The sequence below is a fragment of the Klebsiella sp. 4_1_44FAA genome, from assembly GCF_000238715.1.
GTDB lineage: Bacteria > Pseudomonadota > Gammaproteobacteria > Enterobacterales > Enterobacteriaceae > Klebsiella > Klebsiella pneumoniae.
In genome coordinates, this window is sequence record NZ_JH414802.1 from 157829 (window position 1) to 172153 (window position 14325).

A 14325-nucleotide genomic window follows, 5' to 3' on the forward strand; every position below is an offset into this window, starting at 1 on the left:
CAGGCACAAAAAAAGGGCCGTTGGCGGCCCCTGTCACTGTCCAGCGAGAATGGCTTAGTGGATACCCAGACGCCAGGCCAGATCGATCTCTTCTTTCAGCTCCAGCGAGGAGAGCGCCATCAGGTCAGCAAACTCCAGCTCCAGCAGTTTAAGTTTTTTCAGATACTGCGCTGGGGTCATGACGGTAGTGTCGCGGCGTAAGAATTCGATGGCCATCTGCGTTGGGGTTAACTCGGTATCCATAATATCCTCTGTCTGATGTAAGAACCGGAACATTATATCACCTCTTGCCGCTTATTTTATGAACAATTCCAGGCATCCCCCTGCATATAAAAAAGCCGTCTCACAGGAGACGGCTTATAAACAAACGTTGTAAAACAATTATGTTACATTACAGCGCTTTCAGGATCGCATCGACGCTGGCTTTAGCATCGCCAAACAGCATATGAGTGTTCTCTTTAAAGAACAGCGGGTTCTGTACGCCGGCGTAACCGGTGTTCATTGAACGCTTAAAGACCACCACATTCTGCGCTTTCCACACCTCGAGCACCGGCATGCCGGCGATCGGGCTCTTCGGATCGTCCTGCGCCGCCGGGTTGACGGTATCGTTGGCGCCGATCACCAGCACGGTGTCGGTGTCGCTGAAATCGTCGTTGATCTCATCCATCTCCAGCACGATGTCGTAAGGCACTTTGGCTTCCGCCAGCAGGACGTTCATATGCCCCGGGAGGCGCCCGGCCACCGGATGAATACCAAAGCGTACTTTGATACCCCGCGCCCGCAGCTTCTCGGTAATTTCTGCTACCGGATACTGCGCCTGAGCCACCGCCATACCGTAGCCCGGGGTGATGATCACCGAGTGCGAGTTTTTCAGCATCTCCGCCGTCTCTTCGGCACTAATCTCGCGATGCTCGCCCACTTCTTCATCGCCGCCGCTTGAGGAACCATCGGTGCCGAAGCCCCCGGCGATCACGCTGATAAAGGAGCGGTTCATCGCCTTACACATAATGTAAGAGAGGATGGCGCCGGAAGAGCCCACCAGCGCGCCGGTGACGATCAGCAGGTCATTACTCAGCATAAAGCCCGCCGCCGCTGCCGCCCAGCCCGAGTAGGAGTTGAGCATCGAGACCACCACCGGCATGTCCGCACCGCCGATAGAGGCCACCAGGTGCCAGCCAAAGGCCAGCGCGATCGCGGTCATCACCAGCAGGCACAGGACCTGGGTGCCGGTGCTGTCAGAGCGAACAAAAATCACCATCAGGATGAAGGAAACCACCAGCGCCGCCAGGTTCAGCTTATGGCGATTGGGCAGCATCAGCGGCCTGGAGGAAATTTTGCCGCGCAATTTACCAAACGCCACCACCGAACCGGTGAAGGTCACCGCGCCGATGAAGATCCCGAGGAACACTTCGGTCAAATGAATATTGACCAGAATTTGCTCCATACCGGTTTCATGCTGCAGGTAGCTGTTGAAACCCACCAGCACCGCTGCCAGCCCCACGAAGCTGTGCAGGATAGCCACCAGCTCCGGCATCTCGGTCATCTCGACCTTCTTCGCCAGACGAATACCGATCGCCCCGCCGATCACCATCGCAAGAATAATCCAGCCGACGTTGCCGGCGTCCGGCCCCAGGATGGTAGCAATCAGGGCAATGGCCATCCCGGCGATGCCGAAATAGTTGCCCTGCTGCGACGTTTCGTGTTTTGACAGGCCCGCCAGGCTGAAAATAAACAGGATTGCAGCAACAATGTATGCAGCCGTTACTAATCCACCAGACATGTGCTACCCCTTATCCTTTGCGAAACATTTTCAGCATGCGCTGAGTCACGGTAAAACCACCGAAAATATTAATGCTGGCGATCAGCACCGCGATAAAGCTCAGGAAGCTGACCCAGCCGCCGTGGCCTATCTGCAACAACGCGCCAACCACGATAATGCCCGAAATGGCATTGGTCACCGACATCAGCGGCGTATGCAGCGCATGGGAGACGTTCCACACCACGTAGTAACCCACCACACAGGCCAGCGCGAAGACGGTGAAATGGCCGAGGAACTCTTTTGGCGCCACGTTGGCCAGCCAGCCGAAGAGAATAATCGCCAGCGCCATCAGCGCATATTTGCGCCACGGCGACGCCGGTTTCACCGCTTCTTTCGGTGCTTCCACTTTTTTCGCCGCGGCCTGCGGCTGAGCGGAGACCTGAATCGGCGGCGCCGGCCAGGTGATTTCACCTTCGCGAACAACGGTCACGCCGCGCACTACCACGTCATCGAAATCGATAACGATATTGCCGTCTTTCTCTTTGCACAGCAGCTTCAGCAGGTTCACCAGGTTGGTGCCGTAGAGCTGGGAGGACTGGGTCGGCAGACGGCCAGGAAGATCGGTGTAACCGATGATTTTCACGCCGTTGGCGGTGGTCACCACTTCGCCCGGTACGGTGTACTCACAGTTGCCGCCGTTTTGCGAGGCCAGATCGACCACCACGCTGCCCGATTTCATGGAGTCGACCATTTCGCGGGTGATCAGCTTCGGCGCCGGTTTGCCCGGGATTAACGCCGTGGTGACAATGATATCGACCTCTTTCGCCTGCGCGGCGAACAGCGCCATTTCAGCCTTAATAAAGGCCTCAGACATCACCTTGGCGTAGCCATCGCCGCTGCCCGCTTCCTCTTTAAAGTCCAGCTCGAGGAACTCGGCGCCCATACTCTGCACCTGCTCCTTCACTTCCGGACGGGTATCGAAGGCGCGAACAATAGCGCCCAGGCTGTTGGCGGCGCCAATCGCCGCCAGACCGGCTACCCCGGCGCCAATGACCATCACCTTGGCGGGCGGAACCTTGCCTGCCGCCGTAATCTGCCCGGTAAAGAATCGACCAAATTCATGCGCCGCTTCAACGATAGCGCGGTACCCGGCGATGTTGGCCATTGAGCTGAGCGCATCCAGCGACTGGGCGCGGGAAATACGCGGCACGGAATCCATCGCCATTACGTTGATATTACGGGCCGCCAGTTTTTCCATCAGCTGCGGGTTTTGCGCCGGCCAGATAAAACTAATCAGCGTGGTCCCCGGATTCAGCAGGGCAATTTCATCGTCATTCGGAGCATTGACCTTAAGGATGACATCAGACTGCCATACCTCGTCGCCGGTCACGATTTCAGCTCCTGCCTCGGCAAAGGCCTCATCGTCAAAGCTGGCCAGCTTCCCGGCGCCGCTTTCTACCGCGACGCTAAAGCCGAGTTTGAGCAATTGCTCAACGGTCTTCGGCGTGGCGGCGGCCCGGGTCTCCTGGGCTAGCCTTTCTTGTGGTACACCAATACGCATAGTTTTCCCTTCCATCGGTTTTTGATGATGGTTTACTTTTCTGCCCAACAACGCCAGGACGGCAAAATCTTCCTCGCCATCTTTCGCTGTCTACAAAATGAAACAGTAACAAACTTTTTATAACCTACTGAAAATACCGATTGTGATCTACTGCGATAAAACACAAATTTTGATTTTATTGCTTATTGTCAGCTCAGATGGGTCCGGGCAGCAATATTTACCTGAATTTGCCGCCCAGGCCTGATAATCCGCTTATCCTGCGGTATAAAACGCCATTTATCGCCATTGAGATCATTGTGTTAACATTACATTAACTAATAAAAGTGGTATTGATTATCGTTTTTGCTGGTCAAGCGCCTGTTTTTTCAACATATCGAAAAATGTTATCTTTCCGTAGTATACGATTCGGGCGGCAAGCAAAAATTGACGCAGACAGTCACGGCGATTAAATGCAATAATCAAACGTTTTCAGTCAACAACAACACCAGTATATGGTTTGCGCAAGGCAAAGGATTATTTTTATGAAGCTTAAAAACACCCTCCTGGCGTCTGCTCTCCTGACAACCGCCACGTTGTCTGCCCATGCAGCGACCGAGTTGACCCCGGAGCAGGCGGCTGCGCTGAAGCCCTACGATCGCGTTGTCGTCACCGGCCGGTTTAATGCCATTGGCGATGCGGTACAGGCAGTATCGCGCAAAGCCGACAAAGACGGCGCGGCCTCATTCTATGTTGTCGACACGTCGGACTACGGCAATGGCGGCAACTGGCGCGTCACGGCTGACCTTTATAAAGAAGACGCGCCGAAAGCGGATGCGCCGAAGAATCGCATTATCAACGGCGTGATGGAGTTGCCGAAAGATCAGGCCGTTGAGCTGATGCCTTACGACACCGTCACCGTTCAGGGCTTCTATCGCAGCCAGCCGGAAGTCAACGACGCCATCACCAAAGCGGCGAAAGCAAAAGGCGCCTATGCGTTCTTTATCGTCCGCCAGGTTGACGCCAACCAGGGCGGCAACCAGCGCATTACCGCTTATATCTACAAAAAAGATGCTGAAAAACGCGTGCTGCAGAGCCCGGACGCTATCCCGGCTGACTCTGAAGCTGGCCGCGCAGCGCTGGCCAAAGGCGGCGAAGCGGCGAAGAACGTTGAAATTCCGGGCGTTGCCACCACCGCCGCGGTGGGTTCGGGTACCGGCGTTGGGCGTTTCTTTGAGACTCAGTCTTCGAAAGGTGGACGTTACACTGTCACCCTGCCGAACGGCACTAAGGTCGAAGAAGTGAACAAAGTGACTGCGGCGCAAATGGTGCCGTTCGATAACATCCAGTTCACCGGCAACTACGGCAACATGACCGAGATCTCCTATCAGACGGCGAAACGCGCGGCGAAGAAAGGGGCGAAGTACTACCACATCACCCGCCAGTGGCAGGAACGCGGCGGCAACATCACCATCAGCGCCGATTTGTACAAATAATCGCTGCTGGCTGGCTAAAAAGGCGGCGCATTGCCGCCTTTTCATTTTTTTTCATCCCCCGCCATTGCATGGCCCCCGGACACTCCGTAAAATCCCGCGCCTTAGCGCAATCCTCCATTTTTATGCGATTTCGCAAAATAAATATTCTGGAACAGCCATTTTCACCTCGGGAATGCAATGGAAAAGAAACTGGGCCTGAGCGCCCTGACCGCCCTGGTCCTTAGCTCAATGCTCGGCGCTGGCGTATTCAGTTTGCCGCAAAATATGGCTGCCGTGGCCAGCCCCTCCGCTCTGCTCATTGGCTGGGCCATCACCGGCGTCGGGATCCTGTTTCTCGCTTTCGCCATGCTGCTGTTGACCCGTATTCGTCCCGACCTCGACGGCGGGATCTTCACCTACGCTCGCGAAGGATTCGGCGAACTGATCGGCTTCTGCTCCGCCTGGGGATACTGGCTGTGCGCGGTGATCGCCAATGTCTCCTATCTGGTTATCGTCTTTTCGGCGCTCAGTTTCTTCACCGATACCCCTGAGCTGCGCCTGTTTGGCGATGGTAATACCTGGCAGTCTATCGTTGGCGCGTCGGTTCTGCTGTGGGTCGTCCACTTTCTGGTCCTGCGCGGTGTCCAGACGGCAGCGGGGATTAACCTGGTGGCCACCCTCGCCAAGCTTCTGCCGCTGGGCGCCTTTGTCGCGCTCGCCGCCCTGGCCTTTCAGCTGGATACGTTCCGCCTCGATTTTAGCGGCCTGGCGCTGGGCGTGCCGGTATGGGAGCAGGTCAAAAACACCATGCTGATCACCCTGTGGGTGTTTATCGGCGTGGAGGGGGCGGTAGTCGTGTCCGCGCGGGCGCGACACAAGCGCGACGTTGGCCGCGCGACGCTGCTGGCGGTGCTGTCGGCCCTCGCGGTGTATCTGCTGGTCACCCTGCTGTCGCTGGGCGTTGTGCCGCGCAGCGAACTGGCCGAAATGCGTAACCCGTCGATGGCGGGACTGATGGTCAGGCTGATGGGGTCGTGGGGGGAGATCGTCATTGCCGCCGGGCTGATCGTGTCGGTGTGCGGCGCTTATCTCAGCTGGACCATCATGGCCGCGGAGGTGCCTTTCCTCGCCGCCACTCATAAAGCCTTCCCGCGCCTGTTTGCCCGTCAGAATAGCAACAACGCCCCCTCCTCCTCATTGTGGTTGACCAATATCAGCGTTCAGGTATCGCTGGTGCTGATCTGGCTGACCGGATCGGACTACGGCACGCTGCTGACCATTGCCTCTGAGATGATTCTCGTGCCTTATCTGCTGGTCGGCGCCTTTCTGCTGAAAATCGCCACTCGCCCGCTGCATAAAGCGGTGGCTATCGGCGCCTGTATTTATGGCATATGGTTATTATACGCGTCGGGGCCTGTGCATTTGCTGTTGTCGGTGGTACTTTACGCTCCGGGTCTTCTGGTCTTTTTGTACGCCCGACGTACGCACCAGCACGATCGTTCGCTCAAACGCCGCGAAGTGGCGCTAATTGGTTTATTGCTGGTTGCCGCTGTGCCGGCAACGTGGATGCTGGTGGGGTAAGCGGTCGCCCTGCCGCAGAACGCATAGGAGATACCCATGGCTGAACAACAGCCCCGCCCGATTCTGATCACAGGAGCAGGCCGCCGCATCGGCCTCGCTCTGGCACACCATTTTCTGCAGCAGCGCCAGCCGGTCATCGTCAGCTATCGTACGCCCTATCCGGCGATTGACGGCCTGCGCGAAGCGGGCGCGCTCTGCCTGCAGGCCGATTTTAGCAGCGATGACGGCATTCTGACCTTCGCTGAAGCGGTCAAATCACACACCGACGGTCTGCGCGCCATCATCCATAACGCCAGCGACTGGATGGCGGAAAAGCCGGGCGTCCCGCTGAGCGCCGTCATCAACCGCATGATGCAGATCCACGTCAACGCCCCCTATCTGCTCAACCATGCGCTGGAGGCGTTGCTGCGCGGCCACGGCCATGCCGCCAGCGACATTATCCATATCACCGATTACGTGGTGGAGCGCGGGAGCGACAAACATATCGCCTATGCCGCCAGCAAAGCCGCCCTGGATAACATGACCCGCTCCTTCGCTCGCAAGCTGGCGCCAGAGGTTAAGGTCAACGCCATCGCGCCGTCGCTAATCATGTTTAATGAGGGTGACGACGAGGCCTATCGTCAGCAGGCGCTGGATAAATCGCTGATGAAAATCGCCCCTGGCGAAAAAGAGATTAGCGATCTCATCGATTACCTGTTTACCAGCCGCTACGTTACCGGCCGCTCATTCGCTGTCGACGGCGGCCGCCCGCTGCGCTAGTGGAAACGGCTCCAGCCGAGGATTAACAGCCAGGCGCACAGCCCCCAGCATCCCACCGCGCCTGCCAGCGCCAACGGCAGGCGCATGATCCCGGTGAAATACCACAGTGACAGCAGATAGATAAAATAGGGAAGAATCGACCACATGCCGAATACGATGGTCGCGCGCAGGGCTTCGATCCCCCGCTCGCTGGCGACAATATAATGGGCGATGAGCGCAAAGGTGGGAAACAGCGGGACCAGGCCAGCGATAGCGTAGTTTTTGGTTTTCGCCAGCACGCCAATCAGAACCACCACCAGCGCTCCCAACAGCCCTTTGATTAACAGCCCCATGCCCGTATGCCTTAACAGTGAATCAATAAGTTAGGGCAGCATAGCGGATTTAACGCTGTTTATAAAAGAGTAATGGCGGGTAAAATAAGTGCGGTGTATGTTACTTCTTTTACTGATGTGCAATAGACATGAATAAAATCGTTTTTGTTGAGGATGACCCTGAGGTAGGCACGCTGATCGCCGCCTATCTCGGCAAGCATGATATGGATGTGGTGGTCGAGCCTCGCGGCGACCGCGCTGAGGAGGTGATCGCGCGGGAGAAACCGGATCTGGTGCTGCTGGACATTATGCTGCCCGGCAAGGACGGAATGACGCTCTGTCGCGATCTGCGCGGGCAATGGCAAGGGCCGATTGTCCTGCTGACTTCGCTCGACAGCGATATGAACCATATCCTCTCCCTGGAGATGGGCGCTAGCGATTATATTCTGAAAACCACCCCGCCAGCGGTACTTCTCGCGCGACTGCGTCTGCATTTGCGCCAGCATATTGCTCCGGCAGGCGCCGGATCCGCCTCCTCAACGCTCACGCCACATAAAACCATCTCCTTCGGCTCGCTGACCATTGACCCGGTCAACCGCCAGGTGCTGCTTGGCGGAGAAAACGTCGCCCTGTCGACCGCCGATTTCGATCTGCTGTGGGAGTTGGCCACCCACGCCGGGCAGATTATGGACCGCGACGCACTGCTGAAAAATTTACGCGGCGTTACCTATGACGGGATGGATCGCAGCGTCGACGTGGCTATCTCCCGCCTGCGCAAAAAACTGCTCGACAACGCCACGGAGCCCTATCGTATTAAGACCGTTCGCAACAAAGGCTACCTGTTCGCCCCTCACGCCTGGGATAACTAAGCAGCCCTTCTGCGGCCCTGCGAGGGGCCCGCTCATCGCGCGCTCGCAGGCGGCAAAGTTATCACGTTTGCTGCCTGCTGCGTTCGTCCCTGGCGCGCACATTCATCACCGGAACTTGTCATATTGATTAAATCAATAGAATTAGCCGTACAGAACCCCATCACATAACTCCTCAATATGATTGTGCTCAAGGACTTACCGCTGTCAGAGTGGCATAAAGCCTGAAAACACAGGACTTTTGCATGATGAAATACGTTGTACTTTTGGCACTCTCACTGTTCACTTCTCTCTCTGGCTGGGCTTTTTCCCTCGACAACGCCGATATTCGACTCCTCTGTCCGCAGCGCGGGCAAATCGAGGTGATCCTTCATCGCTATGAACATACCCAGCAATCCTGGGGGCAGCATCACTTTGAAACCGGCGGCGGCCACGTTCGCCAGGGGCCGCTGCTGGTGATCCCGTTTGCCAACCTCGATCAGATGATTTACCACCAGACCACCGGCGAGTTTGCTTACTGGTATGCCGAAACGGAAAAACTGGTGCGCTGTCGGCTGCTGAGTCTGACGACCACCTATCCGGTAGACATTCCTTATTATCGTGAGTAGCGTATCCATCGACGCACAAAATACGATTGCCCTGCTCCCCCCGAGGGTGAAGAAATCACCGCATCGAGTGACACTGTCACCTTTTCACCGTTCTGTCTACAGGCTGGCTATTGTCAGGGGGCATAAACCCTGCTTTGATAGCGTATATATGATTTCCCCGCGCCTCGCCCGGGGATATCGATAACATTGACTCCCCGACGCGCAGAAGATGCCCCTGGGGCGCCAGACAGGTTTCTCTTGAATACGCGGTAATGTAATGAAAAAGCTGTTCGTGCAGTTCTATCTTCTGCTCTTCGTCTGCTTTCTGGTGATGACCATGCTGGTCGGTCTGGTCTATAAATTTACCGCGGAGCGCGCCGGACGGCAGTCGCTTGACGATTTGATGAAAAGCTCGCTGTATCTGATGCGCAGCGAGCTGCGGGAGATACCGCCGCGCGACTGGAGCAAGACCCTTAAAGAGCTGGACCTGAATTTATCGTTTGATCTGCACATCGAGCCGATCAGCAAATTTAAGCTGTCGGAAAGCTCGATGCAGCACCTGCGCGCCGGCGATATCGTCGCCCTCGACGATCAGTACACCTTTATTCAGCGCATTCCCCGCAGCCACTATGTGCTGTCGGTGGGCCCGGTGCCCTATCTCTATTTTCTGCATGAGATGCGCCTGCTGGACGTGGCGCTAATGGCGTTTATTGCTATCTCTCTGGCCTTTCCGGTGTTTATCTGGATGCGCCCGCACTGGCAGGACATGCTGCGCATTGAGACGGCCGCCCAGCGCTTTGGCGAAGGTCACCTCAGCGAGCGCATTCACTTCGACAGTATGTCCAGCTTCGAGCGGCTCGGGGTGGCCTTTAACCAAATGGCCGATAACATTAATGCGCTTATTGCCAGCAAAAAGCAGCTGATTGACGGCATCGCCCATGAACTCAGGACACCGCTGGTACGCCTGCGCTACCGTCTGGAGATGAGCGAGAATCTCAGCGAGGCGGAATCGCAGGCGCTGAACCGCGATATCGGTCAGCTGGAGGCGCTGATTGAAGAGCTCCTGACCTACGCCCGCCTCGACCGCCCGCAGACGGAGCTCAGCCTGACGACTCCCGATTTTCCCGCCTGGATCAGCGATCACGTCGAGGATATCCAGATGGTTAACCCACAGCGCGAGGTCGCCCTGGCGACGCTGACCCACGGTAACTACGGCGCGCTGGATATGCGACTGATGGAGCGGGTGCTGGATAATTTGGTTAATAACGCCCTGCGCTACAGCAGCCAGCGGGTAGCGGTCAGCCTGACGCTGCAGGGTTCGCGCGCATCGTTGCTGGTTGAGGATGACGGCCCGGGAATCGCCCCCGAGGAGCGCGAGCGGGTGTTTGAGCCCTTTGTCCGCCTTGACCCCAGCCGGGACCGGGCGACAGGAGGCTGCGGTCTCGGCCTGGCGATTGTCCACAGCATCGCCCAGGCGATGGGCGGCGAGGTGCGCTGCGAGGCCAGCCCTCTCGGCGGCGCCCGCTTCTGCTTTAGCTGGCCGGTCTATCATCAGCTGCCTGATTTCACCTCTGCCTGAATAAAACTTGCGCAGAAGCCGCGGGCTGGGTATGCTGCAAAAATCTAATAGTATGTTGTAACTAAGGTGGTAATAATGGCCAGCTACGACCTCGTTGAACGTCTGAATAATACCTTTCGCCAGATCGAGCTGGAGCTGCAGGCGCTCCAGCAGGCGTTAAGTGACTGCCGTCTGCTGGCGGGCCGGGTATTTGAACTGCCGGCGATCGGTAAGGATGCCGAGCACGATCCGCTGGCCACTATTCCGGTGGTGCAGCACATCGGCAAGACGGCCCTGGCGCGCGCCCTGCGCCACTACAGCCATCTGTTTATCCAGCAGCAATCGGAAAACCGCAGCAGCAAGGCCGCCGTACGCCTGCCGGGGGCTATCTGCCTGCAGGTTACCGCCGCGGAGCAGCAGGATCTGCTGGCGCGTATTCAGCATATCAATGCCCTGAAGGCCACCTTCGAGAAGATCGTCACCGTCGACTCCGGCCTGCCCCACACCGCCCGTTTTGAGTGGGTACACCGTCATTTGCCGGGGTTGATCACCCTAAGCGCCTACCGCACGCTGACGCCCCTCGTCGACCCGAGCACCATCCGCTTCGGCTGGGCCAATAAGCACGTCATCAAGAATCTGACCCGCGACCAGGTGTTGATGATGCTGGAGAAAAGCCTGCAAGCGCCGCGGGCGGTGCCGCCGTGGACCAGGGAGCAGTGGCAGAGCAAACTGGAAAGGGAGTATCAGGATATCGCCGCCCTGCCGCAGCGGGCGCGGCTGAAAATAAAACGACCGGTGAAAGTCCAGCCGATCGCCCGCGTCTGGTACGCCGGCGAGCAGAAACAGGTACAGTACGCCTGCCCCAGCCCGCTGATCGCCCTGATGTCCGGCAGCCGGGGGGTCAGCGTACCGGATATTGGCGAGCTGCTGAACTATGATGCCGACAATGTGCAGTATCGCTACAAACCGGAGGCGCAGTCGCTGAGATTGCTTATCCCGCGCCTGCACCTCTGGCTGGCTAGCGAATAGCCAGGCTGCCGACCATCTCTTCCGGGCGCACCCAGCTGTCGAATTCGGCTTCCGTCAGGTAGCCCAGCGCCAGCGCCGAGGCTTTGAGAGTCAGCCCCTCATGGTGCGCTTTTTTAGCGATTTCCGCCGCCTTGTCGTAGCCGATATGGGTATTCAGCGCAGTAACCAGCATCAGCGACTCATTGAGCAACTGACTGATCCGCTCGCGATTCGGTTCAATACCCACCGCACAGTGCTCGTTAAAGCTCGCCATACCGTCCGCCAGCAGACGCACCGACTGCAGGAAGTTGTGGATGACCATCGGGCGATAGACGTTAAGCTCAAAGTTGCCGGAAGCACCGCCGATATTCACCGCCACGTCGTTGCCCATCACCTGGCAGCAGACCATGGTCAGAGCTTCGCACTGGGTTGGGTTAACCTTGCCCGGCATAATCGATGACCCTGGCTCGTTTTCCGGGATGGCGATTTCACCAATGCCGCAGCGGGGGCCGGAGGCCAGCCAGCGGACATCGTTAGCGATTTTCATCAGCGAGGCCGCCAGGCCTTTCAGCGCGCCGTGGGCATGGACCAGGGCATCCACAGTGGCCAGCGCTTCGAATTTGTTCGGCGCGGTGACAAATGGCTGTCCGCTGAGCGACGCCAGCTCGGCCGCCACCCGTACGGCATATTCCGGATGGGTATTCAGCCCGGTTCCTACCGCCGTCCCGCCCAGCGCCAGCTCGGCTAGATGCGGCTGACTGGCTTCAATGTGCTTCAGGCTATGGTCCAGCATCGCCACCCAGCCGGAGATCTCCTGGCCTAAGGTGAGCGGCGTGGCGTCCTGCAGATGGGTGCGGCCGATCTTGACGATATCCCTGAAGGCCACCGCTTTTTCATTGAGCGTCGCCCGCAGCGCCTGCAGCGACGGGATCACTTTTTCCCGCAGGGCAATCAGCGCCGCGACGTGCATGGCGGTGGGGAATACATCATTTGAGCTTTGGCTCTTATTCACATCGTCATTGGGATGAATTTTTCGCGCCATCCCCCGTTCTCCGCCTAGCAGTTCACTGGCGCGGTTGGCCAGCACCTCGTTCATATTCATATTGCTTTGGGTGCCGGAGCCGGTCTGCCAGATAGCCAGGGGGAACTCCTGCGCGTGCTTTCCGGCCAGCACTTCGTCAGCGGCGGCGACGATCGCCCCGGCTTTCTCCGCCGTCAACAGTCCGAGATCCTGGTTAACCTTCGCCGCCGCCCGCTTGGTCAGCGCCAGGGCGTATATCAGCTCCCCGGGCATTTTTTCGGTCGAGATGCGGAAATGCTCCAGCGAGCGCTGGGTCTGGGCGCCCCAGAGTTTATCGGCCGGGACCTCGATGGCGCCCATCGAGTCTTTTTCACTGCGATGCGTTGTCATTACTTTCTCCTTGGATGAAAAGTGCGTCATAGCGACAAAGCTCACCTGCTTAAAAGACTAAGTATTGGCCAGATTGATAAGTTGTTTTGGTGGTTCGTGCCGCGAAGCGACATAAAAAAAGCCGCCCCGAGGGGCGGCCCAGACCGCTGACAAAATGCAATCGTCGGGATTGCCCGGCGGCGCTACGCTTGCGCGGGCCTACAGAGAACTGCATAACTTATTGATATTGCTGTTTTTCGTAGGCCGGGTAAGGCGAAAGCCGCCACCCGGCAGAAAGGCGCTCACCCTAACGAAATCAGGTTTGTCATCGACCAGCGCCGCCCCGAAGGGCGGCGTGGGTTACTTCACGCAGCGGGCGCACTGCGAGGTCTGGATCTGCTGGAAGAAGTCATTGCCTTTATCATCAACGAGGATAAAGGCCGGGAAATCCTCCACTTCAATTTTCCAGATAGCCTCCATACCCAGCTCCGGATAGGCCACGCACTCGAGGCTCTTGATGCTCTGCTGGGCCAGCACTGCCGCCGGGCCGCCGATGCTGCCGAGGTAGAAGCCGCCGTGTTTGTGGCAGGCGTCGGTAACCTGCTGGCTGCGGTTGCCTTTCGCCAGCATGATCTTGCTCGCCCCATGGGACTGCAGCAGATCAACGTAAGAGTCCATGCGGCCTGCGGTGGTCGGCCCCAAAGAGCCGGAGGCGTAACCGTCCGGCGTCTTGGCCGGACCTGCGTAGTAGATCGGGTGATCTTTGACGTACTGCGGCAGCGCCTCGCCGTTGTCGATAAGCTCCTTCAGCTTAGCGTGGGCGATATCGCGGGCGACGATGATAGTCCCGCTCAGCGACAGGCGGGTGGACACCGGATACTGCGACAGCTGCGCCAGGATCTCGCTCATCGGCTGGTTAAGATTTACCTTCACCGCTTCGCCTTCCCCGGCCTGGCGCAGATGCTCAGGGATATATTTCCCCGGGTTGCTCTCCAGCTTCTCGATCCAGATGCCGTCGCGGTTAATTTTGGCTTTGATGTTGCGGTCGGCGGAACAGGAAACCCCCATCCCGACCGGGCAGGAAGCGCCGTGACGCGGCAGACGGATCACGCGGATATCGTGGGCAAAGTATTTGCCGCCGAACTGCGCGCCGAGACCAAGGTTCTGCGCCTCCAGCAGCAGCTCCTGCTCCATCTGCACGTCGCGGAACGCCTGGCCGTGCTCGTTACCTTCGGTCGGCAGGCCATCGTAGTATTTGGTGGACGCCAGCTTCACGGTCTTCAGCGTCGCTTCCGCCGAGGTACCGCCGATCACGAAGGCGATATGGTACGGTGGACAGGCGGCAGTACCGAGGGTGCGCATCTTCTCGACGAGGTAATTTTTCAGCTTCGCCGGGGTGATCAGCGCTTTGGTTTCCTGGTACAGATAGGTTTTGTTCGCCGAGCCGCCGCCCTTGGCGATGCAGAGGAATTTGTACTCATCGCCATCGGTAGC

13 protein-coding genes are annotated in these 14325 nt (G+C 57.9%); 7 read left to right on the forward strand and 6 right to left on the reverse strand.

The window, feature by feature from the left end; translation table 11 throughout:
* Positions 1 to 54: 54 nt before the first annotated feature.
* The 3 genes from HMPREF1024_RS09685 to pntA form a co-directional block, all read right to left on the reverse strand.
* Complete coding sequence (locus tag HMPREF1024_RS09685; protein WP_004887037.1) at positions 55 to 243, reverse strand: YdiH family protein; 189 nt, start codon at positions 241 to 243, stop codon at positions 55 to 57.
* Between the two features lie 148 nt (positions 244 to 391).
* Positions 392 to 1780, reverse strand: a complete 1389-nt coding sequence (gene pntB, locus HMPREF1024_RS09680; RefSeq protein ID WP_002903386.1) for a Re/Si-specific NAD(P)(+) transhydrogenase subunit beta — start codon at positions 1778 to 1780, stop codon at positions 392 to 394.
* A 10-nt stretch (positions 1781 to 1790) separates the two neighbouring features.
* A complete protein-coding gene (pntA, locus tag HMPREF1024_RS09675) occupies positions 1791 to 3320 on the reverse strand; it encodes a Re/Si-specific NAD(P)(+) transhydrogenase subunit alpha (RefSeq protein WP_004148265.1) in 1530 nt (509 codons plus the stop codon).
* A gap of 521 nt (positions 3321 to 3841) precedes the next feature.
* Here pntA and ydgH point away from each other — a divergent pair.
* From ydgH to folM, 3 genes are all read left to right on the forward strand, one after another.
* Positions 3842 to 4792 carry a DUF1471 family protein YdgH gene (ydgH, locus tag HMPREF1024_RS09670; RefSeq protein ID WP_002903384.1) on the forward strand — a complete coding sequence of 317 codons (951 nt, stop codon included), beginning with the start codon at positions 3842 to 3844 and terminating at the stop codon, positions 4790 to 4792.
* 177 nt (positions 4793 to 4969) lie between these two features.
* The gene (locus HMPREF1024_RS09665) at positions 4970 to 6352 is read left to right on the forward strand and encodes an amino acid permease (protein ID WP_004176332.1); all 1383 of its coding nucleotides are present in this window, start codon (positions 4970 to 4972) and stop codon (positions 6350 to 6352) included.
* 36 nt (positions 6353 to 6388) lie between these two features.
* A complete protein-coding gene (folM, locus tag HMPREF1024_RS09660) occupies positions 6389 to 7111 on the forward strand; it encodes a dihydromonapterin reductase (protein ID WP_009308952.1) in 723 nt (240 codons plus the stop codon).
* Here folM and HMPREF1024_RS09655 read toward each other — a convergent pair.
* The gene (locus HMPREF1024_RS09655) at positions 7108 to 7443 is read right to left on the reverse strand and encodes a GlpM family protein (RefSeq protein WP_002903379.1); all 336 of its coding nucleotides are present in this window, start codon (positions 7441 to 7443) and stop codon (positions 7108 to 7110) included. The two genes, folM and HMPREF1024_RS09655, sit on opposite strands and share 4 nt — an antisense overlap.
* Positions 7444 to 7571: 128 nt before the next feature.
* On the opposite strand from HMPREF1024_RS09655, the gene rstA reads away from it, so the two are divergent.
* From rstA to tus, 4 genes are all read left to right on the forward strand, one after another.
* Positions 7572 to 8291, forward strand: a complete 720-nt coding sequence (gene rstA, locus HMPREF1024_RS09650; protein WP_002903377.1) for a two-component system response regulator RstA — start codon at positions 7572 to 7574, stop codon at positions 8289 to 8291.
* Positions 8292 to 8533: 242 nt separating this feature from the next.
* Positions 8534 to 8896 carry a hypothetical protein gene (locus HMPREF1024_RS09645; RefSeq protein ID WP_002903374.1) on the forward strand — a complete coding sequence of 121 codons (363 nt, stop codon included), beginning with the start codon at positions 8534 to 8536 and terminating at the stop codon, positions 8894 to 8896.
* A 256-nt stretch (positions 8897 to 9152) separates the two neighbouring features.
* Complete coding sequence (gene rstB / locus HMPREF1024_RS09640) at positions 9153 to 10454, forward strand: two-component system sensor histidine kinase RstB (protein ID WP_004140030.1); 1302 nt, start codon at positions 9153 to 9155, stop codon at positions 10452 to 10454.
* Positions 10455 to 10529: 75 nt separating this feature from the next.
* Positions 10530 to 11462 (forward strand): DNA replication terminus site-binding protein, encoded by a 933-nt coding sequence (gene tus, locus HMPREF1024_RS09635; RefSeq protein ID WP_009308953.1) that lies wholly within the window; start codon positions 10530 to 10532, stop codon positions 11460 to 11462.
* On the opposite strand, the gene fumC is transcribed toward tus, so the two are convergent.
* Together fumC and HMPREF1024_RS0126835 are read right to left on the reverse strand one after the other, a co-directional pair.
* Entirely contained in the window at positions 11452 to 12852 is a 1401-nt protein-coding gene (gene fumC / locus HMPREF1024_RS09630; protein WP_002903315.1) for a class II fumarate hydratase, read from the reverse strand. The genes tus and fumC overlap by 11 nt on opposite strands.
* A 339-nt stretch (positions 12853 to 13191) precedes the next feature.
* Positions 13192 to 14325 (reverse strand): FumA C-terminus/TtdB family hydratase beta subunit (locus HMPREF1024_RS0126835; RefSeq protein ID WP_009308954.1); only part of this gene is annotated, 1134 nt, incomplete at its 5' end.

Coding starts and splice junctions, on each gene's coding strand:
- folM (WP_009308952.1), top strand. CDS start 6,389: ATGGCTGAACAACAGCCCCGCCCGATTCTGATCACAGGAGCAGGCCGC.
- HMPREF1024_RS09655 (WP_002903379.1), bottom strand. CDS start 7,443: ATGGGGCTGTTAATCAAAGGGCTGTTGGGAGCGCTGGTGGTGGTTCTG.
- rstA (WP_002903377.1), top strand. CDS start 7,572: ATGAATAAAATCGTTTTTGTTGAGGATGACCCTGAGGTAGGCACGCTG.
- fumC (WP_002903315.1), bottom strand. CDS start 12,852: ATGACAACGCATCGCAGTGAAAAAGACTCGATGGGCGCCATCGAGGTC.
- pntB (WP_002903386.1), bottom strand. CDS start 1,780: ATGTCTGGTGGATTAGTAACGGCTGCATACATTGTTGCTGCAATCCTG.
- HMPREF1024_RS09665 (WP_004176332.1), top strand. CDS start 4,970: ATGGAAAAGAAACTGGGCCTGAGCGCCCTGACCGCCCTGGTCCTTAGC.
- HMPREF1024_RS09685 (WP_004887037.1), bottom strand. CDS start 243: ATGGATACCGAGTTAACCCCAACGCAGATGGCCATCGAATTCTTACGC.
- tus (WP_009308953.1), top strand. CDS start 10,530: ATGGCCAGCTACGACCTCGTTGAACGTCTGAATAATACCTTTCGCCAG.
- ydgH (WP_002903384.1), top strand. CDS start 3,842: ATGAAGCTTAAAAACACCCTCCTGGCGTCTGCTCTCCTGACAACCGCC.
- pntA (WP_004148265.1), bottom strand. CDS start 3,320: ATGCGTATTGGTGTACCACAAGAAAGGCTAGCCCAGGAGACCCGGGCC.
- HMPREF1024_RS09645 (WP_002903374.1), top strand. CDS start 8,534: ATGATGAAATACGTTGTACTTTTGGCACTCTCACTGTTCACTTCTCTC.
- rstB (WP_004140030.1), top strand. CDS start 9,153: ATGAAAAAGCTGTTCGTGCAGTTCTATCTTCTGCTCTTCGTCTGCTTT.